The organism is Sphingorhabdus sp. EL138 (genome assembly GCF_900258045.1).
GTDB lineage: Bacteria > Pseudomonadota > Alphaproteobacteria > Sphingomonadales > Sphingomonadaceae > Parasphingorhabdus.
This window is the reverse complement of sequence record NZ_OGVD01000004.1, coordinates 1,475,484-1,495,499: the sequence shown is the minus strand read 5'-3', so window position 1 is coordinate 1,495,499 and position 20,016 is coordinate 1,475,484. Positions and strand designations below refer to the sequence as shown.

Annotated in this window: 23 protein-coding genes; 10 read left to right on the top strand and 13 right to left on the bottom strand. The window is 52.5% G+C overall.

The genetic code is table 11. The features are described from left to right. Positions 1 to 173: 173 nt before the first annotated feature. Positions 174 to 1,595: a Si-specific NAD(P)(+) transhydrogenase gene (sthA, locus tag DK507_RS17125; protein WP_109357494.1), complete on the top strand. Its 1,422-nt coding sequence runs from the start codon at positions 174 to 176 to the stop codon at positions 1,593 to 1,595. A 1-nt stretch (position 1,596) separates the two neighbouring features. Next, positions 1,597 to 2,682, top strand: a complete 1,086-nt coding sequence (locus DK507_RS17120; RefSeq protein ID WP_109357493.1) for a GGDEF domain-containing protein — start codon at positions 1,597 to 1,599, stop codon at positions 2,680 to 2,682. A 533-nt stretch (positions 2,683 to 3,215) separates the two neighbouring features. Here the strand turns inward: DK507_RS17120 and DK507_RS17115 are convergent. From DK507_RS17115 to flgB, 13 genes are all read right to left on the bottom strand, one after another. Continuing rightward, positions 3,216 to 4,085, bottom strand: a complete 870-nt coding sequence (locus tag DK507_RS17115) for a flagellar motor protein MotB (RefSeq protein WP_109357492.1) — start codon at positions 4,083 to 4,085, stop codon at positions 3,216 to 3,218. Between the two features lie 3 nt (positions 4,086 to 4,088). Then, positions 4,089 to 4,952 carry a flagellar motor stator protein MotA gene (motA, locus tag DK507_RS17110; RefSeq protein ID WP_109357491.1) on the bottom strand — a complete coding sequence of 288 codons (864 nt, stop codon included), beginning with the start codon at positions 4,950 to 4,952 and terminating at the stop codon, positions 4,089 to 4,091. A gap of 129 nt (positions 4,953 to 5,081) precedes the next feature. Further along, positions 5,082 to 5,930, bottom strand: a complete 849-nt coding sequence (locus DK507_RS17105; RefSeq protein ID WP_109357490.1) for a flagellin — start codon at positions 5,928 to 5,930, stop codon at positions 5,082 to 5,084. 36 nt (positions 5,931 to 5,966) lie between these two features. Further along, a complete protein-coding gene (gene flgK / locus DK507_RS17100; RefSeq protein WP_109357489.1) occupies positions 5,967 to 7,298 on the bottom strand; it encodes a flagellar hook-associated protein FlgK in 1,332 nt (443 codons plus the stop codon). After that, positions 7,291 to 7,608, bottom strand: coding sequence for a rod-binding protein (locus tag DK507_RS17095; protein ID WP_109357488.1), 318 nt, complete (start codon positions 7,606 to 7,608; stop codon positions 7,291 to 7,293). Before DK507_RS17095 ends, flgK begins: the two co-directional genes overlap by 8 nt. Then, complete coding sequence (locus DK507_RS17090) at positions 7,605 to 8,729, bottom strand: flagellar basal body P-ring protein FlgI (RefSeq protein WP_109357487.1); 1,125 nt, start codon at positions 8,727 to 8,729, stop codon at positions 7,605 to 7,607. Before DK507_RS17090 ends, DK507_RS17095 begins: the two co-directional genes overlap by 4 nt. A 21-nt stretch (positions 8,730 to 8,750) precedes the next feature. Further along, the gene (locus DK507_RS17085) at positions 8,751 to 9,368 is read right to left on the bottom strand and encodes a flagellar basal body L-ring protein FlgH (protein WP_109357759.1); all 618 of its coding nucleotides are present in this window, start codon (positions 9,366 to 9,368) and stop codon (positions 8,751 to 8,753) included. Positions 9,369 to 9,466: 98 nt separating this feature from the next. Further along, the gene (gene flgG, locus DK507_RS17080) at positions 9,467 to 10,255 is read right to left on the bottom strand and encodes a flagellar basal-body rod protein FlgG (protein ID WP_109357486.1); all 789 of its coding nucleotides are present in this window, start codon (positions 10,253 to 10,255) and stop codon (positions 9,467 to 9,469) included. A 33-nt stretch (positions 10,256 to 10,288) separates the two neighbouring features. After that, positions 10,289 to 11,035, bottom strand: coding sequence for a flagellar basal-body rod protein FlgF (gene flgF, locus DK507_RS17075; RefSeq protein ID WP_109357485.1), 747 nt, complete (start codon positions 11,033 to 11,035; stop codon positions 10,289 to 10,291). A gap of 33 nt (positions 11,036 to 11,068) precedes the next feature. Continuing rightward, entirely contained in the window at positions 11,069 to 11,899 is an 831-nt protein-coding gene (locus tag DK507_RS17070) for a flagellar hook-basal body complex protein (protein ID WP_109357484.1), read from the bottom strand. Positions 11,900 to 11,942: 43 nt separating this feature from the next. Continuing rightward, a complete protein-coding gene (locus tag DK507_RS17065) occupies positions 11,943 to 12,611 on the bottom strand; it encodes a flagellar hook assembly protein FlgD (RefSeq protein WP_109357483.1) in 669 nt (222 codons plus the stop codon). Then, positions 12,611 to 12,997, bottom strand: coding sequence for a flagellar basal body rod protein FlgC (gene flgC, locus DK507_RS17060; RefSeq protein WP_109357758.1), 387 nt, complete (start codon positions 12,995 to 12,997; stop codon positions 12,611 to 12,613). The genes DK507_RS17065 and flgC overlap by 1 nt, the downstream gene beginning before the upstream one ends. A 14-nt stretch (positions 12,998 to 13,011) precedes the next feature. After that, a complete protein-coding gene (flgB, locus tag DK507_RS17055; RefSeq protein ID WP_109357482.1) occupies positions 13,012 to 13,365 on the bottom strand; it encodes a flagellar basal body rod protein FlgB in 354 nt (117 codons plus the stop codon). 248 nt (positions 13,366 to 13,613) lie between these two features. Here flgB and DK507_RS17050 point away from each other — a divergent pair, with 248 nt between their 5' ends. The 8 genes from DK507_RS17050 to DK507_RS17015 all read left to right on the top strand — a co-directional run bounded on the left by DK507_RS17050 (position 13,614) and on the right by DK507_RS17015 (position 19,966). Continuing rightward, positions 13,614 to 14,309, top strand: a complete 696-nt coding sequence (locus tag DK507_RS17050; protein ID WP_109357481.1) for a MotA/TolQ/ExbB proton channel family protein — start codon at positions 13,614 to 13,616, stop codon at positions 14,307 to 14,309. Between the two features lie 3 nt (positions 14,310 to 14,312). Further along, on the top strand, positions 14,313 to 14,798 hold the full coding sequence (locus DK507_RS17045) for a hypothetical protein (protein ID WP_109357480.1): 486 nt from the start codon (positions 14,313 to 14,315) through the stop codon (positions 14,796 to 14,798). A gap of 72 nt (positions 14,799 to 14,870) precedes the next feature. After that, entirely contained in the window at positions 14,871 to 15,368 is a 498-nt protein-coding gene (locus DK507_RS17040; protein ID WP_109357479.1) for a flagella basal body P-ring formation protein FlgA, read from the top strand. Positions 15,369 to 15,488: 120 nt separating this feature from the next. Further along, a complete protein-coding gene (gene flgM, locus DK507_RS17035; protein WP_109357478.1) occupies positions 15,489 to 15,779 on the top strand; it encodes a flagellar biosynthesis anti-sigma factor FlgM in 291 nt (96 codons plus the stop codon). Next, positions 15,776 to 16,084, top strand: coding sequence for a hypothetical protein (locus tag DK507_RS17030; RefSeq protein ID WP_109357477.1), 309 nt, complete (start codon positions 15,776 to 15,778; stop codon positions 16,082 to 16,084). The genes flgM and DK507_RS17030 overlap by 4 nt, the downstream gene beginning before the upstream one ends. Positions 16,085 to 16,268: 184 nt before the next feature. Beyond that, positions 16,269 to 17,111 (top strand): flagellar biosynthesis protein FlgJ, encoded by an 843-nt coding sequence (locus DK507_RS17025; protein WP_109357476.1) that lies wholly within the window; start codon positions 16,269 to 16,271, stop codon positions 17,109 to 17,111. 6 nt (positions 17,112 to 17,117) lie between these two features. After that, entirely contained in the window at positions 17,118 to 19,229 is a 2,112-nt protein-coding gene (gene flhA, locus DK507_RS17020) for a flagellar biosynthesis protein FlhA (protein ID WP_254054432.1), read from the top strand. A 17-nt stretch (positions 19,230 to 19,246) separates the two neighbouring features. Continuing rightward, the gene (locus tag DK507_RS17015; protein WP_109357475.1) at positions 19,247 to 19,966 is read left to right on the top strand and encodes a sigma-70 family RNA polymerase sigma factor; all 720 of its coding nucleotides are present in this window, start codon (positions 19,247 to 19,249) and stop codon (positions 19,964 to 19,966) included. Positions 19,967 to 20,016: the final 50 nt, after the last annotated feature.

The following is a 20,016-nucleotide window of genomic DNA, read 5'->3' as shown; positions in this document are numbered from 1 at the left end:
ACACAGGCGTGTAATTTGTTAGGATATGTCCCAAATTGATGCATCATTCCCGCGAATCGCTCACCAGCTGACAAACCTGCGCATATGCGTTTTTCAATAACATCACTGATATTACCCCTTGGGGTTTAATGTTTCTCTTTGTCACCGTTAACCATGACACGAAAGGGAAATAGATGACCAATTTTGACTATGATTTCGTGGTAATCGGGGGTGGTCCGGCCGGGCGCAGGGCAGCAATCCAGGCGTCCAAGCTGGGAAAATCAGTTGCCATAGTAGATGATCAAAAGAAGATTGGCGGGGTGTCTGTTCACACAGGGACGTTGCCATCGAAAACAATCCGGGAGTCGGTTCTGTCGGTTACCGGATGGCGCGATCAATATTTTAAATCGGGCCGTCAGCGGAACGGTCCGGATGTAACGCGCAAATCCATTGCTTCACGGTTGTCGACAACCTTGGGTGATGAAGTCGAGGTGATCGACAGTCAGCTATCCCGCAACAACATTGAAACGCTGAACGGTCGTGCAAAATTTACCGGCCCTCACAAACTGGCAGTATCGCAGTCGGTTCAGGGAAAGCGAACAAGCTTTTCGGTCACTGCAGAAAAATTTCTTATCGCAGTGGGAACGAAACCGTTCCGACCGAAGCACATTCCTTTCAATGGCTCTAGCGTTGTTGACAGCGATTCCATTGCTGCAAACATGCCGATGCCAAAATCCATTATTGTTGTCGGCGGCGGAGTCATTGGGCTTGAATATGCAACCATATTCTCGACGTTGGAAATTCCGGTCACCGTTGTAGAAGCGCGTGAAAACATACTGGAATTTATTGATCGCGATATCATCTCAAATTTCACTCATCAGCTCTCAGAGCGGGGTATCAGCCTTCGGCTAGGTCGGTCGATCAAGAACATCGAACTGGATGAAAATGACAGTCCGCACGTAGAGCTTGATGACGGTAGGCGGCTTCGTTCGGAAATGTTGCTTTTCACCGCTGGCCGCGTTGGCGCTGTAGACAAGCTTGGTCTGGAAAAAATTGGAGTAGAAGCTGATAATCGGGGGCGGTTGACGGTAGATGAAAAAACGCTGCAAACGTCACAGCCCCATATCTATGCAGCCGGCGACATAATCGGTTTTCCGGCGCTGGCATCAACATCGATGGAGCAGGGCCGGCTGGCCGCTTGTCACGCGTTCAATCATCCAATCCATTGTTCGGAACATAGCTTTCCGCTCGGCATCTATTCTATCCCGGAAATCGCCAGTATCGGTCTTTCCGAAGATGAGGCGCGCGCCAAGGGTCTGCAGGTTGAAATCGGCATAGCCCGATTCCAGGAAACATCACGCGGACATATATTGGGCGATTGCAAAGGTCTTTTGAAATGTATTTTCGACCTGAACGATCGCAAGCTATTGGGCGTGCATATTGTCGGTGAAGGCGCGACGGAATTGATCCATATCGGCCAAGCCGTTCTCAACCTGGATGGTGGCATAGACTACCTGTCCGACACCGTTTTTAATTTTCCAACACTAGCCGAGGCCTACAAGGTTGCCGCACTGGATGCGTACAACCGGATGCCACAACCAAGATTGAGAGCATGAAGTGAAACTAGATATCAAAAATATATTGGACAGCTATTTCCGCGACAATGATGGCGATGATACATGCCCGGTTTGCATAGAAGATAATGGCGAGCGGCCACCACTTTATGCCATCGCCAGTTTCATCCGGCAGCATAATCTTACGCTGTCTTCCTCCAATCTGGAATTGGCATGGGAGTATATTTGCGGCGGCAATACCAGCCTGAAAAACGAAATCGTGGGTTTGTCTTCTGCGGGGCGTCTTGACAACGCCGCGGCTCAGGAACTGCATGATAAACACTTGCGCTCCGATATCGGGGTGCAGATCGACAAGATCCTCATGGAAGCGATTCAACATATTCGCGCGACGACGCAGACCATTGACGATGGTAATAAAAATGCGATCGAATGTGAAAATAACATGATCGAGCAGGCGGATAGTATCCGGGCACGCTCGGGCGATGTTGACATTGCCATTCAAAAGCTACTGGATCTATCGAAGTTGATGGTTGAATCGACACGGGAAAACCGGGAGCAGATCACCGAAACAAATAAAAAGCTGGCCAGTTTGCAGAACGAACTGGAGCAGGCCAGAAACGAGGCCGACTTTGATCAGCTGACAAAACTTCCAAACCGCCGGAAATTTGAACGGACGTTGGATGAAGTATTGGAAAAGCTGATCGAAGACGGACAACCATTGGTTTTGGCATTTATCGACATTGATCACTTCAAGAAGATAAACGATGCTTTTGGTCATGAATGCGGCGACCGGGTGCTGAAGCTGGTAGCGGATGAACTGTCATCTCTTACAAACAGCAAATGCCATACATCTCGTTATGGCGGTGAAGAATTCGCTGTTATCTTCGAAGATCATGGTATCGAAGAGGTTTGCCGGTTGGTCGATGAGTGCCGTGAAGGATTGGCGCGCCGTGAGCTGGTCGATCTGGAGTCCGGTAATGCTTTGGGCAAGGTAACCTTCTCGGCCGGTGTGGCGGAGTGTCTGGACTCTGATTCAAAGCGTTCACTTCTCAGAAAAGCGGATCTGGCGCTTTATGAAGCCAAATCCCGTGGTCGAAACAACGTTCTGACATATGCCAATGATCTATAGTTTTGTGGAGCTTGGGGGCGCAGCGATTTCAACTGCGTTCCGGCTTCGCGGTGCCGGGTCATGACTCGGAAGTCGGGAAGAGGTTTCATAAGTCCAACGACATGCTTTCGGAGCGACTAGGGAAAGGGGATTGAGCGTGAAGCTCGGTCCCCTTTTTGTTTGCGATGCTGGTTAGTGGCAAGGATTTGCATAGGGCAGATACATGCGTAACCTTCGCTACTAGAGGGCCGCCACACAAAGTGGCCAACGCCATGAGTGCAGAACGCTTTTCAGCGCCTCTAAACGACGATTGGGTAGAGTGGCATAGACCACTCTACCCAAACTATAACGCAGACCAGGTGCGCTACGTTTATCAAAGTCGCAACCTGCGGGGGCTGAGATGACCTTGAGAGAAAGGTTTTACACTTTCAATCACTTGTATCTTCAGCCAGAACCTGAATAGCAATTCATTTTCGGACCAATCTGAGGAGATTGGTCCATTTTATTTCCAAATTGGTTTTAATTGGGCGCGTCCACTAGAAATGATAACCGTTTTATTTGGTTTTCATCGTTATGGATATGCGCCTGTTCCGGTCATCCATAGGCTCTGCGGGATTATAGGGCTCTGTATCCGCAACGCCCTCAATACGGGCCATACGACTCATCGCCACGCCTCTTTTGACCAGTTCCTGCCGGGTGGCTTCTGCCCTGGCTGACGACAGCAGCCAGTTATTCATGCTTTGTCCGCTGGCATAGGGTAGACTGTCTGTATGCCCCCTGATGATCAGTTCGTTATCGACAGTATCGATGATCTTTGCGACTTCCCCTATAAGGTCTGCCGCCTTCGATTTCAGATTATCGGTTGCCAGCGCAAACATGCTGAAATCAGCTTCATCGATAATATCGATGCGCAGACCTTCTGCTGTATCGGTAAATCGAACGTTTGACAGAAGCTTCAGATTCCCGGGATCGTTCTTCAACTGCTCACGGATGCGCTTTTCAAATTCTCTTGCGGTAAGGGATTTGGCTTCCGATTTCGCACCTTCAAATTTACCTTTGGTATCAGACGGATTGTCAGCAGGCGGGCGCGGAATTGCGACTGACTGGTCTCCGACGTTTTTCGCTTTCTTATGAGGATATTTGTCAGGATCAGTAACGGAAGAGCCGCCAAACATCCCTTTGCCGCCCGCGCTATCGCGCTTTACCTGGGCAAGCGTCGGCGCGAAATAGTCAGCAATACCCTTGCGCTGTTTCTCTTCGGTCGCACCAAGCAACCACATTAGCAGAAAGAATGCCATCATCGCCGTCACAAAGTCGGCATAGGCAACTTTCCATGCGCCGCCGTGATGACCGCCATGGTCTTCCATGATGATCTTTTTGACGATGATGGGTTGAACCGGCTCCGGTGCTGCTTTCTTGGCCATGGTTTATTTTGCCCTTATGGCATCAAATACATCGGAGAAACTCGGCTGGTTTTCATGCTGCAGGCTGGTGCGGGCCGCTTCAATGATCAGCGGTTGTGGATGGCCGTGCAAACTGGCGATGATCAGCTGTTTAGCGACATGATAAATGCTCGCATCGCTTTCGATGACCGAGCGCGCACGATTGGCCATCGGGCCAACCAGGCCATAAGCCAGCAGAACGCCAAGGAAGGTTCCAACGAGCGCAGAACCAATCATACCACCCAATATGGTCGGCGGTTTATCGATCGAGCCCATGACTTTGATGATACCCAGAACAGCGGCAACAATACCCAGCGCAGGTAAGGCATCGGCCAGCCCCTGAAGATTATCGGCCGGCGCAATCGCTTCGTGATGATGCGTTTTGATCGCTTGGTCCATGACATCTTCAACAGCATGAGGGTCGAGCGTACCGGAAGACACGACAACAAGCCTGAGGCTGTCAGCGATCAGGTGGATCAGTGTATCATCTTTTAGCAGCTTGGGATATTCGCTGAATATCGGGGATGCTTTGGGATCTTCGATATGCGGTTCCAGAGCGACCGGCCCTTCACTCTTCAGGATCTTTGTCAGTTTGGAGACAAGCAAGATGCAGTCCATGAAATCCTGTTTAACGTAGGTCGGGCCCTTAAAGACTTTTCCAAAGCCTCCCATTAGTGCTTTGAGTTGCGCGCCGCTATTGCCGATGATGAGCGCGCCGACCGCTGAGCCGCCAATAATGCCCATTTCGACTGGCAGAGCGGCGACAACCACACCCAGATCACCACCGGACACCAGGAAGACGCCAAATACCATGACAAGCAGGACAACAATACCAATTCCAGCGAACATAACGTTATTTCCAATCCACAGGTCCGTTTAAATTTGTCCGCAAGCCCATGGGCAAAGGGACGATCATCATATTGATGGACGGTCGAAAACCCTTATGGTTAAGGGCGGGATAGTGATGATTTGGTACGGTTAGCCAATAAGCTGAATCAAGGAATTATTAGCTGTCTGGGCATAGACCCGTTGAGCTGCTTCCAAGTTGATCAGTAGTGATTGCGCCTGGGATATGGCCTCGGCAATGTCGGTATTTTCAAGCGCCTTGCGCCGCTCCGATGTATTGATTCCAGATTCCTGTAGCCTCAAACCCTGTTCATCCAGCCGATTGATGGTCAGACCCTGACGACCGAGCAGCGCAGAGAAATGATCAGTCAGCGATTTGGCACGATCCAGCTGTTCACCGCGTTCTGTGGGCGTTCCGCTACGAACCGCGTCAATCATGTTTGTCAATATCGTGTCCAGGCTTTCGGTCGCGCCGCCGCCAATATCAACACTGCCGGACACATCGTCCAGCGTCGGCGTTGGCGTGACCAGAGCATTAGCATCAATACGCATCTGAATCGGGTTACCCGAGTAGAACAGGTCGCCGCCATAATTGTCTTTAACCTGCGTCAGCTGGTTAAACTGTTCCTGAAAGCTTTCCAGTTCCAGAGCGATTATTTCGCGGTCTTGCGGCGCCAGCGTATCATTGTTGGCCAGCACCATCAGCTCCCGGATACGGGTTGTGCCGTTGGACATGGTATCGATGGTCGATTCTGCTTGCTGTGCCAATATGCGTGCGCGGCCAATATTGCTCGACCAGCTATCCTCGATTGTCGATTGTCTGCTGATGCTGGATATTTCCAGCCAGCTGGAGGGCGCCTCGGATGGACGGTTGAACTTAATGCCTGTCGCAATTGAATCCTGTGTCCGGGCGATCAATTCAGATAGGTCAGCTTGCCTTTGAATGGCATCCGCTGGTCTGGTGCGGTTGATAGATTCCATTATGTACCCCCTAGGCGCGCCTGATTCAGCGCCTCATTAAAAAATTGCCAATACGGATTGAACGGTCTCACGAGCGACCTGGATAATCCGGGCCGATGCCTCATAAGATTGTTGCAGCCGGATAAGATCCGCTGCTTCACGGTCCAGATCCACGCTGGAAACCCGGTTGCGTGACTCGCGCGTCGCTTGGTCAAAGGCCGTTGCAGCGTCACTTTCGCTGCGCGCGGACAGCAGATTTTGGGCCTGTCCGAGGACAAGTCCCTCATATTGCTGTTCTGTGCCGGTCGGTGTGCGTAAGTCTACAAAGGCCAATATGTTGCCATTGGCCACTCCGGCGGGCGATGCCAGGGCCAGATCATTGGCAGTCAATCCTGTGGTCGAGAGACTTGCAGCAGTGCCGCCATGTGAAACAATGGCTGCACCGACCGCTCCGGCATCGGTTCGGCCATTGGCCTGCCAGCCGTTAAGTTCATTGGCAAATTGCACAGCCAGCGCATCGAGGTTGGTCGATACTGCCGCAATGTCGGTTTGCGCACGGTGGAGGCCCCCCAATGTTCCATTGGTTGGCGACGGCTGAGTGGCTCCGCCAACCTCAATGTCAAATGCTCCGCCAGCGTTGGCGACGAATGTCACGGGACTGACGTTATCATAGTCGACAAGACTCGCGCCGCTGCGCGTAATGTCAACGAGCCCATTTTCGCCGAAGCTGATCTCGACATCCAGCTTCTCGGTAATCACGGTTAAGGCGGCATCACGCTGATCCAAAAGAGCGACCTGCTGTGATGTGCCCGGCTGAGTGGGGCGCAATTTCTCGTTGACCTCGGCAAGCTGGGCCAAGGCTGCATTCAACTCGGATGTTTCTTGTGCTGCGGCACCGTTCATCAATGTTGTGGTGGTCGAAAGGTTCGACGCAGTCTGGTTGAACCGGGCTACCGTATCTTCGATATCGCCTAGAAACTGGCCCCGAAGTGCGGGTTCGAATGGTACGGCAGACAGCTCTTCGGCACTGCCAAAGAGCTCGGTCAGCTGGCTACCAATATCCGACTGGTTATTGGCCAGCGCGATCTCTCCTTGGTCGAGCCATTGCACCATGACTTCGGTCCTGACGCGGTCGGCACCGGTTTGCCGGGTGGCCGCTTCCAGAAACTGGTCGCTGGCGCGGACAACGCCATTTATGGCGACGCCGCCAACGCCGGTATAGTTGGTATATATCGGATTGGTGTTTCCATAGTTGGTGGTGTCACCGACATTTAACGACCGGCGTACATAGTCAGGGTTTTCGGCATTGGCGATGTTGGATCCGACGACTTCCAGGGCACGGCTGTTAACGCGCAGTGCGGAACGTCCGATAGATAGCAGATCAGACATTATTTTTCTCCGATCCGTTATTTTGGACGTGACGTGTCAGCAATTCGGCGACGCCGAAAACGCCTTTGTCAGCCATGTTCTGAGCGAGCATGCTATCCTGCATATCTCGAAACTGTTCGGTGCCCTGACCATCAAATAAACCTTCGCCCAACGATGCTGTGCGCATGGTTGACAGCATCTGCCGGACAAAGATGGCTTCGAAATCTGAAGTCATCGCCTCAATCCGGGTTTTCGTGCTGTTCGGCGCCGGTTTCGCGGTATTTGCTGCCGACGCAGCCACAAGATTTCCCGTAGGATTAGTAATGGTCATATAATGATCAGCTCCGCTTTCAGGGCCCCGGCCTGTTTCAATCCTTCAAGGATCGCTGTTAGATCAGACGGTGAAACTCCGATGGAATTAATAGTTTCGACAATTTCGGACAAAGAAGCACGGCGACCAATTTCAAAGGCCGGGGCACCTTCATCTTCCAGAGCGATGTCACTATTTGGCTCGGTTGTGGTGCGTCCGCGACTAAACGGTGCAGGTTGCACAACCGTCGGATTTTCTTCGACCCGCACGGTCAGTTTTCCGTGCGTCACCGCCGCGGGACCCAGACGGACTGCTCCGTTGATTACGACGGTTCCGGTTCTCGCATTTACAATGATACGAGCGCGGGCCTCTGCAGGTTTGACCATCAAATTTTCGATTTTACCCATTAGCATCACGCGTTCCTGCGCGCCAACGGGGGCAGCGATCCGTACGGTGACGGCATCTGCCGCAATAGCTTGGTCCGTTCCCAATGCTTCATTGATCGCATCCGCCACACGCAGGGAGGTGGTCAGATCGGCATCGGACAGATTAAAGCTAAGAAAAGGCTCACTTTCGAAACCAGTCGCAACAGTTCTTTCAATGGTTGCGCCGCCTGAAATCCGCCCCACAGAGGGAATGTTGACAGTAAGCTGTGACCCGTCGGTTGCGGAAATACCCAAACCACCGACGGCGAGGTTACCCTGCGCCATCGCATAGATTTGTTGATCGGCACCATAAAGCGGCATCAGAATCAATGTACCGCCACGCAGCGATTTGGCTTTGCCCAAGGCTGAAACGGTTACGTCCATCCGCTGTCCAGGTTTGGCAAAGGCCGGCATTTCGGCCGTGACCATTACCGCCGCAGCATTTTTGGTAGCGGGATTGACGCCAGGGGGCAGGGCCAGGCCAAAACGGCTGGTCATGCCTTTCACGCCTAATGTCGCATATTCCAGACTGTCATCGCCGGTCCCCGCGAGCCCGACCACTACGCCATAGCCAACCAGCTGGTTGGTTCGAAGGCCGGCAAAATGACCAAGGTCTTTGATCCGTTCTGCCTGCGCCGGTTGCATCGCAATCAACAGGGTGATTACCAATGCTGCGAACGCATGAATGAAGCGGGTTATTTTAGGAGATAGGGTCATATTGTCTCGCCTGATCGGGGACTAAAAGGGGGAAATGAAAGAGAAGAATTTTTGCAACCAGCCTTGTTTGCTGGCGGATGCAATTTCGCCGGTGCCGCCGTAAATAATGCGGGCATTGGCGACCTTGGTGGACGGGATAGTATTGTCGGAAGAAATGTCTATCGCACGGATGAGGCCGCTAAACTGCGTATGTTCGTCCCCGCGATTGAGCGATGTCAGTTTTTGACCGCGCACCAGCATCGTGCCGTTGGCATAGCTTTCCGCGACCGTCACGCTAATCCGTCCTTGCAGTGAATTGGACTGGGCGGCATTTCCGCTGCCGTTGAAATTTTGTGACCCACTCGACGCAACATCGCTGGGCGAGAATAAAGAGAACAAGCCTGTGGTGGGAGGCGTCAATGAAATCCCGCCAGTACGGTCTTTGGATGCACTATTTGATTTGGCTGCCCTGGTATCTTCGACAAGCAGGATGGTGATGATATCACCCTTCCTGCTGGCGCGCATACCGCTGGTTAGTGCAGCATAGCCGGAAGCTTGCTGAAAAATCGCACCATTGGCAGCTGCGGGGGCAGGGGCTGGCAATGGCGGAGCGATCGCGGCTGCGAAACCCCGCTCCGCATTGGACCCACCGGAGCCCATGCAGCTAATCAGCAGAAAGGGAGCCACAGTAACGGACAGTGCCGTCTTCGAAAAATGGGATATGCGCATCATATTAGTGCCTCTTGCTCAAATGGAGGTTAAATCTGTTGATTGACGAACTGCAGCATTTCGTCGGTGGCCGAGATCATTTTAGAATTGACCTCATAGGCGCGCTGCGTCTCGATCATGTTCACCAACTCTTCGACGATATTGACGTTGGATTGTTCCAGCGCCCCTTGGCGAATGCTGCCTATCCCCTCGGTGCCCGCTTCGCCGACCTGGGGCGGTCCGCTGGCCGGTGTTTCAATGAGAATATTGTTTCCGACAGACATCAACCCGGACGGATTGGTGAAATTGGCAAGCTCTATCTGACCAAGCTCGCTTACGTCGGTTTGGCCGGCAAGATTTGCCGTAACCGTTCCGTTATTGCCAATGGTCAAAGAGGTTGCGCCTTGTGGTACCTGAATGGCCGGTACCAGAGGCAGGCCATCACTAGTGACCATATTCCCTTCGGCGGTCAGGCTGAAGTTACCGGCGCGGGTATAGCCTGTTGTGCCGTCGGGTCTCTCAACCTGAAAAAAGCCGGAGCCCTCAATCGCCATGTCGAGCGCGTTTTCGCTGTTTTGCAGCGTTCCTTGCGTGCTGATCTTGCCGATACCGGATAGCTTGACGCCGGTACCGAGTTGCAAACCACTGGCAAAGCGGTTCTGGGCATCCGATGGCGCACCTGGTGTAACAATATTCTGATAGGCAAGCGTCTCGAAATCCGCGCGGTCCCTTTTGAAACCCGTGGTGTTCACGTTCGCCAGATTGTTGGCGATGACGCGCATTTTTGTATTTTGCGCATCCAGACCGGTACGCGCGACTTGCAGGGCTGCATTGGTCATTTCAAAATCTCCTTCGTGCGACTATCGCACCGATTATCCTTGCGGCATGTTCATGATGCTGGAACTGCTTTCATCCAGTTCTTCAGCGGTGCGCAGCAGTTTCGCTTGTGTTTCCCATGCGCGGCTGGTCTCGATCATATCGACCAGTGCGGCCGTCATGTTGACGTTGGATTCCTCCAGAGCGCCAGAGGTAACCCGCGCATTGTCGTCAACTGGCAAGACCCCATTATTGGCGGCGCGGAACAATGCGTCCGGTCCTTTGGAAATGGCGCTGCCCGTCATACTAACAAGCTTTATCCGGTCGAGTTCCTGTGGCTGGGTTGGATCACCGCCCTGCGGCACAAAAAATATTGTACCGTCTGCACCGATATCTATGCGCTCCGCCGGAGGCATTGTGATCGGGCCGCCTTCACCAATAACGGGAAAACCGTCACCGGTGACCATGGCGCCCGATGCGGCGATCCGAAAATCACCGCGCCGGGAATAGGCTTCCTTGCCATCGGCGGCCTGAACCGCAATCATGGCATCGCCTTCCAGGGCAATATCCAGGGAACGGCCGGTTTGGGTCACTGACCCTGCGTTCATATCGGCTTGCATATCCCGTTCGACCGCCATTGCACGGCTGTCATGGCCGGGGCCGACCAGATATTTGGCCTCGGCCGACACCATGTCGGCTTTGAAACCCACAGTGTTGGAATTCGCCATGTTATTGGCGATGGCCGTCTGTCGGTTCATCAACGATTTCATTGCGTTGATGCTGGTATATGCAAGCTTATCCATAGATTATTCCTGGATTGATATGACCATCAGATCCTAGACCTGAAGGTTGATGACCGTCTGGCTCAGGGTGTTGGCGGTCTCGATAGCCTGGGCATTGGCCTGGAAATTACGCTGAGCGGAAATCAATGAGACCAGCTCCTCGGTAATATCGACATTGGCGAGTTCCAGCGAACCGGAGCGAACCTGTCCCAGTGGTCCATTCGCAGCCTGGTTGACCTGTGCCGGACCGGAATCACCGGTGGCTACCCAGTGTGCATCGCCGACGGGACGCAGGCCTTCAATGGCTGTAAAGCTGGCCATGGCCATCGCGCCAAGAGCAATCTGGTTTCCGTTAGAGAAGGTCGCGTTCACAACGCCTTCGCCATTGATGGAAATATTGGTCAGCAATTCTGTGGGATCGGCGGGATCGAATTCCGGCACAATGAAATCAAACATGTCCGCGGCGTTGGTCGATGTCGCCACACCATTGGCATCAACCGGCAAAAGTTGTGCCTTGGCGCCAGTAGTATCGACGACTTCGCGATCGACATTGACCGAGAAAGAACCGTTGCGGGTGAAAGACAGACCCTGCCGCGGAGGTTGACCGCGGACGGAGAAAAATCCGTCACCGGCAATCGCAAGATCGAGCGTTTTGTCGGTGGCCTGCAATGTGCCCTGCGTAAATTGCTGGGTAATACCGCTCAACCGCACACCTTGACCGGCAACGGTCTTGGTGGTCTGGGTCGGTGAGGCGGCAAACAGGTCGCCAAATTGTGCGCGACTTTTCTTAAAGCCGGTCGAACTTGTGTTCGCGACGTTGTTTGAAATAACATTCAAATCGGTTTGTGCGGCTTTCAGACCACTAAGGGATGTAAAGAAAGACATTAGTTCTTCTCCTGGTTGAAATCTTTTTGAGGGACGTGCCCGATTATCCGATGCGCAGCGCTTCGGCTGGCAAGACGTTACCAATCGGGGTTACAAGAATGGGCGGGCCGTTACCTTCGGACGTCTGCACGGATGCAACCGGAACCCATGTCGCGAGATCGGACACGGAGCCACCATTTACACGCACCCGAAGCCGACCTAGGTCCTGCGGCTGGCCAGCGGCGTTCTTGCTGTCAAAGTTAAACTGGATTGGTCCGGCTTCCTGACTGCCAAGCTCGGCGAACATCACAATCTCGCCAGCTTCGTTGAGCAGATCAATCGACAGGTTTTCACTTGGCTGGTTAAGTTCAAACTCGCCGGTATATTCGCCGTCCTTGTTGGCCACCGCGAAATTACCGGGAACCAGGACCGAATGACCGATCCATTCCTTGGCATCGGACAGGCGATTGTTGCCCAGCATCGATGCAATGTCGGTAAGCGACTGGTTCATCTCGGAAATGCCGGCGACGCTTGAAAATTGTGCGAGCTGTGCAACCATGGCCTGGTTGTCCAACGGATCAAAAGGGTCCTGGAATTTGAGCTGTGTCGTCATCAGACGCAGAAAGGATTCCTGACCCAAGCTGTTATCGCCTTTGGCGTTGGCAGGCTGTGCCTCCGCAAGACCGGCGACATTTGATCTGTTATTTTCAAAAACTTGTGGTGCAATTTCCATTATTGGTTCCTTACCGTTTCTAGAATGAGTGATTTTGCGGTCTGTAAAACTTGTACGTTATTCTTATAATTTCGGGCGGTTTCGAGCATGTCGATCATCTCTGCTGTCTCATCGACAGCCGCTTCCCAGACATAGCCTTCCTTGTCGGCGATGGGATTTGATGGATCGTATCGCTTTTGTGGTTCTGCATCGGTTTGAACGACGCGTTCGACATCAATTGTCGCCATATTATCTTCCATGACGGAACGAAAAACCGGACGCATGGCGCGATAGGCTTCATCCTTGCTGGCATAATCCGTGCGGGCATTTGCCAGATTGGAAGCCGTGGTGTTGAGGCGTACCATCTGAGCCGACATGGCCCGGCTGGCGACATCAAATACATTCATGCTACCACTCATCTTTATTCCCCTTTCAAGGCGCGTTTGATCGACGACACCTGCCCATTCAGAAAGGATAGGGTGGTGCGATATTGAATGGCGTTCTCGGCAAACAGGGTCTGCTCCACCGCCAGTTCGACGGTGTTGCCGTCAAGCGAAGGTTGTAGCGGCACGCGAAAACCGGTGTGATCGCTCATCGCTTTGTCGATGGAGCTGCCTTTTTGTACCTGCTGCATCGCCCGATCAAAATCGAGATCCTTCGCCTTATATCCAGGCGTAGATGCATTCGCGATGTTAGAGGCAAGCATGTTTAAACGCTGCGAACGCAATTTTAGCGCCCCGCCATTTAATGCTAATACTTGGTCCAAACTCGGCATCGAAACAAAATCCTGTCTTAACTGTGCGGCCTTTCGACCGTCACTTGGGCATGAGAAACACCGGGATCGGTAATCTCGAACAGTACTTCGCAAAGGGCGTGCCAGTTTTGGGTCGGCAAGCGATAATTGACGGTTTTTGGGGATTTTATACCGGTGGCAATCATGATATTTTTTAAGCACGGCCCGGACCGGCAAGTTTTTGCCGGTTACCGGAAAAATTTTGCCGCTTTCAGAAAAAGTGCGATCTGATGGATATTATCCTGAGTAATATCGAACGGTTTTTTGACCCGCTTTTGTTCGGCATGGTGCTCGGCAGCGTGTTGATCATGGCCTGGATCCAGAACGGCCGTGCGTCTTTCGCTCTGGCCTTTGCCGCGCTGCTCAACAGCGGCCGGGATCCTTTTGCAGAAAGCGGAGAGAATGCCACTTTCATGTGTCGCCGCATTGATTTTGTACTGCGGGAACAAGGGCTTGTCGGACTGGAGAAAGTGCGCAGCGAAGACGCATTTGTCACCCGTCTGATTGCCGAATTGCTCAACGCAAAGGATGCCAAAACCTTTGAGGAGTGGGCCCGGTTACAACAGAGTATTGTCCAAAAGAAGCAGGATATTACCGCAACTTATTGGAGTGCCGCATCTGAAATAGCACCGGCGATCGGATTGATCGGGACCATTCTCGGCCTTATCCAGCTATTTGCGACTGGCATTGATCCGATGAAAATGGGCCCCGCGATGAGCTTCACGCTACTTACCAGCCTCTATGGGCTGTTCGTGTCCCACATTATCGCTTTCCCCATCTATGTGCGTCTGCATGCCAGAGCGGAGATATTGAACAACTATCGGGCTGAGGTGGTGCAGCATGCGATTGCGATTGCCAAACGAGAGCTCGTCATTTTGGGACCCGTCCATTTCTCTCCGGCAAAACCTCTGAAGGCGGCGGGCTAAGCCGTGAACGCAGGACGCACCACCTTGTCCTTTCTCGATCTGGCACTGATGTTACTCAGTGCATTTGCCTATGCGCATTTTGTGAATATTGCAGATCCGGAAACGCGTGCAAAATTAGCTGAAGAAGCAGCTAAAGCCCCCGAGATACTTGGTGCCTATGATTATGAGGCAGGTGCGTTTTTCGAAGATAGTAACGCCATGTTGACGGAATTTGCCCGGGGGGAAATCTCCGAAATCGTTGCTCTCCAGCAGAACCAGTTGCTTACCATATATGTTCCTCCGGTCGCTGAAAGCAGGGAAGGGCAAAGGCTGCGGCAGTGGGAAAAAGTGGCCGCCCGCTCAGCAGCGATCGCGGATGCTTTTGAAAAGGCAGGCCAGGACGGCGAGATGATACTATTGAAAATGCCGGATAAGCTGGTGTCCAAGGCCAAAGAGAAACAGGATATCAGGCTGGTATTTCTGTCGCCGGGAAGCCCTGTTTCAGAATAAGGACATGGCTGACCACTAAATTGGCATGAAACCTGCTTTGTTTTTCCCGAACAGAGTGCACAGGAAAAAATCATGCCCCATTTTCGTCTAGCCATTCCCCTATTGTCCGTTTTTGCAATGGGCGCGGCCTCGTCCTTTGAAGATACAGATCATCTGGATCGTCAGGTGGCAGTATATCTTAATGCAGATATTGGTGATGCAGGAGGCGCCCGTGCTCCGATAGACAAAAAGCTGCGATTGAAGCGTTGCCCAAATCGTGTCCGTTTTTCAGACACTAATAACAACGCCGTCATGGTCAGTTGCCCTGATCTTGGATGGAGGGTGTTTGTTCCCCTGTGGCGCGGACAGGGACGTGCGGCTGCTCAAAACAACCGCGCAGAGGAATTTGCGGTTCGCCGGAACCAGCCGCTAAACCTTGTGGTCAGGCGGCCGAGTTTCAGCATCAGCTACAAAGTAGTGGCGCAGAAAAACGGAAGAATAGGAGATTACATTCCCGTTCGCTCCAGCCGCAAATCCAAAATATTGATGGCCCGTGTGTCCGGATCGGGCGAAGTGGAGCTGGCTCAATAATTTTTTTATAAAGATATTAATTTTTTCACAACGTGCCGTAAATTGTTGTGAAAGAAGTTGTCGGTGTTTCGACTGAGATGAAAAAGATCAATAAGTTGAACACATTAAGGATGAATTGAAATGAAACCTGTTGAAAGCTACTCAGCGATTAATACGCGCCTTGACCGGCCGGTATTGCAAGAAGGTGCCACAACGAAACTTGGTGCTGGCGCAGATTCCGGTCAGGCAAAAGAAACGCCGTCAATCACCACCACGGCTTCAATACTAGCTGCGCAAACGCCGCCATTTGATGCTCAGAAAGTGGCCGACGTGCGTCAGAAAATTGCGTCCGGAATTTACAGTGTGGATACTGCCGCCTTGGCTCAAAAGATGCTCGATATGGGCGTATTCGGAGTGGAAACAACCAAATGAAACAGATGGTAGAATCTTTTCGCCACTCTCAGGATATGCTCTTCTCCGCTCTTGAAGGCCATGACAGTGATGCGATTTTTCAAGCCAGTAAACAACTGGGTGAAGCAGCGGCACAATTGGGAGCAATTGAACCCCAGAATATTGATCGCAGCCTCGAACCCATGATGACCGAGGCGGATCAATTGATCCAGGCCTCGATTTATCGGCTGCGCTTCTTGCGTGACCACAGTTCTACGCGCCTGCAGCTTCTGGCCGGTTTTCGTGACAGTCAGGCCAATACCTATTCCGGTGCTGGGCGAGGCTGATAGGCCTAGCCGCCTTCACATTAAAATCTTTGAATATATGAAAGCTCACGCGGTTCCGCGATGGGTGAGCGGTGTGCAAAATGCGCGCGCCTGGAAACAGTAGCAATAGCCCGGAAAAACCCCAAAAAATAGCAACTTGGCATGATCATTGCTTCTCTCTTCTGAAGGAGACTTTGATACCAGCATGCCCAACTTGTCGATCACAAACCTGCACCAGCAGCACAATCTGAAAAGCGTCATTGCGCAAAGTGCGCAGCGGACGGGTGTCGATTTCCAATATCTGATCGCTCAAGCCCAGCTCGAAAGCGGGATGCGCGCTGATGCCAAGGCAAGAACATCTTCAGCAACCGGTCTCTACCAGTTTATCGATCAAACCTGGCTTGGTCTGGTCAAGGACAAGGGCGATCAGTACGGACTTGGCTGGGCCCAAAATGCCATTTCGAGGCGCCCGAATGGGCAGCTGACAGTTGCCGATAGGGCTCAGAAATCCAGCATATTGGCGCTTCGTAACAATCCTGAAATTTCCGCTCACCTGGCCGGAGAATTCGCAAGGGACAATAGCGCCTATCTGCAACAGCAAACGGGCCGCAAGCCGGAATCGGTAGATCTTTATCTGGCGCATTTTCTTGGCCCCGCAGGCGCCGCCAAGTTTCTCAATCGTATGGATAGCAATCCAGCGGCTTCTGCAGCATCGGTCTTTCCGAAAGCTGCCCGGGCCAATCACAATATATTTTTCGATAAGAAGGGGCAGGCCCGCAGTTTTGAGGATATTCGGGGACGTTTTGAGCAAAAGCTGGCTAACGCTGTTGATCTCGTCGGTGGCGGCAAAGGTTTGCCGAAGAACGGAAATATCTTGCCGCAGTCCGATAGTGCCATACCGACAGTGCAGCCAGAGGACTATCTGCGGATCGCCCAAGCTCATGTCATAGATGCCAACACCGTTGGCGAAAACCATTCAAACTCACCGAAGCCTTTTAGCCAGCCCGCACGTGCCGCCTATCTGATGCTCGCCACCTTGGGGATGTAAATCATAATGAACCGACAAGCTTTTTCCATGGACCGGATGGCCAATAACCTGAAATCCGGTTTGCTACCAATGGCAACCCTGTTGCTCGTCATCTTTCTGGTGTTACCGCTTCCCACGATCATGCTGGATATTGGGTTCATTACCAACATCATGATCTCGCTCGCGATACTTATGGTCGCATTGAACGCGACCAAACCGCTAGACTTCTCGAGTTTCCCGACAGTTTTGTTATTCGCAACATTGATGCGCCTCGGCCTCAATGTTGCCTCGACACGGGTTGTATTGGTGCAGGGCCATGAAGGCGGCGATTCTGCAGGGCAGGTCATCGAAGCCTTTGGTAGCTTGCTGCTTGGCGGCAATTATGTGGTCGGGATATTCGTCTTCTCAATCCTGATGATCATTAACCTGATTGTTATCACCAAAGGTGCGGGCCGGGTGTCCGAAGTATCCGCTCGTTTCACTCTGGATGCCTTACCCGGCAAACAAATGGCGATTGATGCTGATCTGAACGCCGGATTGATTGCGCCAGAGGAAGCTAGGGAAAGGCGTGCTGACGTTGCGACTGAGGCCGACTTTTATGGTTCCATGGATGGTGCGTCGAAGTTTGTGAAAGGTGACGCAGTCGCCGGCATATTGATTTTGGCAGTTAATATTATCGGCGGCATTGTGCTTGGCACCGCCGTACACGGGCTGCCGTTTGCTGAAGCGGCCAGCACCTATTCGATGCTCGCGATTGGTGATGCCCTGGTTGCACAAGTACCGGCGTTGATCCTGTCCATTGCTGCGGCTGCGATCGTCACACGGGTCGCCTCCAACAAAAACCTGCCGGACCAGATTACTTCACAATTCGGATCCGGCGGCGCCTGGATACCGGTTGCTGCCATTCTGACCATTTTGGGCGTGCTGCCTGGAATGCCGCATATGATTGTGCTGCCAGCAGCTGCCGTCGCGGGCGGCTTTGCATTCTATCTGATCCGCAAACCAAAGCCTGTCGAAGCTCCTCCCGAGCCAGTTCAGGAAAAACAGCCGGAACAGATTGATTGGGAAGATGTATCGGAAAAAGCGCGGCTTGGAATCGAGATTGGCTATGGTCTCGTCTCGATGGTCGAAGACCGCAAGGGTGCGCCGCTGATGAAACGGATCACCGGCATCCGTCGTCAGATTTCCAAGGAACTCGGTTTTGTGGTGCCGCTCGTCCGGATCAAGGATGATCTGGAACTGGAACCCAATAGCTACCGGATCATGATGGGCGGCATGGTATTGGGTGAAGGCACCGTGTGGCCCAATGACTTTCTGGCACTGGACGATGGTCATGTGGATGCGGTTATCGAGGGGCGTCCCTGTAAAGATCCCACATTTGGCATGGATGCCTTGTGGGTCGGGGCCGACAAAAAATCACACGCTGTTGCTGAAGGTTATACGGTTGTCGATGCACCCACGGTTGTCGCAACTCATCTCAACGATGTCGTTCGCCGAAACGCAACCCAATTGTTCAGCATGGATGAGGCGCAGAAACTACTCGACCTGCTGAAGGATACATCGCCGCAACTGGTCGATAGCCTTACGCCGCAACCGCTCTCATTATTTGCGATTACGGCAATTTGCCGGGAATTGCTGGCGGAGAAAGTGCCGGTCAAAGATTTTCAGAAAATCTGCCTGGCAATGCTTGAGGCATCGAACCACCATACTGAAACCGAACAGATTGTTGATATGATCCGTCAGAAGATCGGCAACCTGATCGTTCAGACAATGGTCCCGATCAATCTGCCGTTGCCGGTGGTGACGCTCGATGCCGAACTGGAAAGCCTGCTCGTTAAAGCACTGAAGGTCGGCGAAGATGCAAGCTATCCGATAGAGCCGCAACTCGCGCAGCAGCTGGTCGAAGCAGTCGATGAAACAGCGCGCACACTGCCAATGGAAGCGCGGAATATCGCTCTTATCACTTCTCCGATTGTGCGGCGCCCCCTTGGCGGGCTGCTGAAGAACCGCTTCCCGGATTTGACGGTGCTTTCCTATCACGAGTTACCGGAAGACAAATCCATCGAAGTACTGGCGAAAATTGGCGTCCCTTCACCTCGGCCTGATGCGCCGCGGGTCGAAGCAAATCAGACATTTTAATCGAGTGGAATAGACTTATGTTTCAATCAAAAATCAAAGCATCTCAGGCCTATGGTGCCATGCAGATTGACGAGACCAAACTGGTCCAGGATCACCAAGGTCTGGTGACCAAAATTGCATGGCAGATCAAATCCTTCTCGCCTGATCAGATTGAAGTAGAGGACCTGATCCAGGTCGGTCTGGTGGCTATGGTCGAGGCCGCTGCGAAATATGTAGATCAGGGGCATAATTTCAGCACCTATCTATACGTTCGCGTTCGTGGCGCGATGATCGACTATTTGAGAAACACTTGCAGCCTGCGGCGAAGCGCGGTGGAGTGGAACAAGAAGCTTCGCCGGATTAGTGATCAGCTTGCTCAGGAAAATGGCCGCGAACCGAATGAAGTCGAACTGGCTGAAGCGATGGGCATGGACCAAGCGGAGTTTCGCAAGAATGCCGATCGCGCCATCGACGTCCACGTTGATTCCCTTGATGAAGTCTATTGCGATTCCAGCAGCTGGTTTACCAACGATGATGACGACCAGCACGAGATACTGGAAAAAAGCCAGATGGTTGAACTGCTGTCGGCAAATCTGAAGAAACTGAATGAGCGGGAGCAGCTTGTCCTGAACTGCTATTTCATAGAAGAGATGCAGCTTGATGAAATAGGCGCTGTGCTTGACGTATCCTCTGTCCGGGTTTGCCAGATTAAAAAACGTGCCTTGGAAAAGCTGCAAGCCGCGATGAGTTCAGACTAAACCGGCGCAGTATTTTTTTTGAATAATTTAGGCAAAGAAAAAAGCCTCCT

What these genes read in the sequence shown, in the direction of transcription:
- DK507_RS17025 (WP_109357476.1), top strand. Translation starts at nt 16,269, where the DNA reads ATGCCCAACTTGTCGATCACAAACCTGCACCAGCAGCACAATCTGAAA.
- DK507_RS17115 (WP_109357492.1), bottom strand. Translation starts at nt 4,085, where the DNA reads ATGGCCAAGAAAGCAGCACCGGAGCCGGTTCAACCCATCATCGTCAAA.
- DK507_RS17090 (WP_109357487.1), bottom strand. Translation starts at nt 8,729, where the DNA reads ATGACCCTATCTCCTAAAATAACCCGCTTCATTCATGCGTTCGCAGCA.
- flgF (WP_109357485.1), bottom strand. Translation starts at nt 11,035, where the DNA reads ATGGATAAGCTTGCATATACCAGCATCAACGCAATGAAATCGTTGATG.
- DK507_RS17050 (WP_109357481.1), top strand. Translation starts at nt 13,614, where the DNA reads ATGGATATTATCCTGAGTAATATCGAACGGTTTTTTGACCCGCTTTTG.
- DK507_RS17070 (WP_109357484.1), bottom strand. Translation starts at nt 11,899, where the DNA reads ATGTCTTTCTTTACATCCCTTAGTGGTCTGAAAGCCGCACAAACCGAT.
- flgK (WP_109357489.1), bottom strand. Translation starts at nt 7,298, where the DNA reads ATGTCTGATCTGCTATCTATCGGACGTTCCGCACTGCGCGTTAACAGC.
- DK507_RS17065 (WP_109357483.1), bottom strand. Translation starts at nt 12,611, where the DNA reads ATGGAAATTGCACCACAAGTTTTTGAAAATAACAGATCAAATGTCGCC.
- DK507_RS17030 (WP_109357477.1), top strand. Translation starts at nt 15,776, where the DNA reads ATGAAACAGATGGTAGAATCTTTTCGCCACTCTCAGGATATGCTCTTC.
- flgG (WP_109357486.1), bottom strand. Translation starts at nt 10,255, where the DNA reads ATGACCAATGCAGCCCTGCAAGTCGCGCGTACCGGTCTGGATGCGCAA.
- DK507_RS17085 (WP_109357759.1), bottom strand. Translation starts at nt 9,368, where the DNA reads ATGGGCTCCGGTGGGTCCAATGCGGAGCGGGGTTTCGCAGCCGCGATC.
- flgC (WP_109357758.1), bottom strand. Translation starts at nt 12,997, where the DNA reads ATGAATGTATTTGATGTCGCCAGCCGGGCCATGTCGGCTCAGATGGTA.
- DK507_RS17015 (WP_109357475.1), top strand. Translation starts at nt 19,247, where the DNA reads ATGTTTCAATCAAAAATCAAAGCATCTCAGGCCTATGGTGCCATGCAG.
- DK507_RS17095 (WP_109357488.1), bottom strand. Translation starts at nt 7,608, where the DNA reads ATGACCATTACTAATCCTACGGGAAATCTTGTGGCTGCGTCGGCAGCA.
- flgM (WP_109357478.1), top strand. Translation starts at nt 15,489, where the DNA reads ATGAAACCTGTTGAAAGCTACTCAGCGATTAATACGCGCCTTGACCGG.
- flgB (WP_109357482.1), bottom strand. Translation starts at nt 13,365, where the DNA reads ATGCCGAGTTTGGACCAAGTATTAGCATTAAATGGCGGGGCGCTAAAA.
- sthA (WP_109357494.1), top strand. Translation starts at nt 174, where the DNA reads ATGACCAATTTTGACTATGATTTCGTGGTAATCGGGGGTGGTCCGGCC.
- flhA (WP_254054432.1), top strand. Translation starts at nt 17,118, where the DNA reads ATGAACCGACAAGCTTTTTCCATGGACCGGATGGCCAATAACCTGAAA.
- motA (WP_109357491.1), bottom strand. Translation starts at nt 4,952, where the DNA reads ATGTTCGCTGGAATTGGTATTGTTGTCCTGCTTGTCATGGTATTTGGC.
- DK507_RS17040 (WP_109357479.1), top strand. Translation starts at nt 14,871, where the DNA reads ATGCCCCATTTTCGTCTAGCCATTCCCCTATTGTCCGTTTTTGCAATG.
- DK507_RS17105 (WP_109357490.1), bottom strand. Translation starts at nt 5,930, where the DNA reads ATGGAATCTATCAACCGCACCAGACCAGCGGATGCCATTCAAAGGCAA.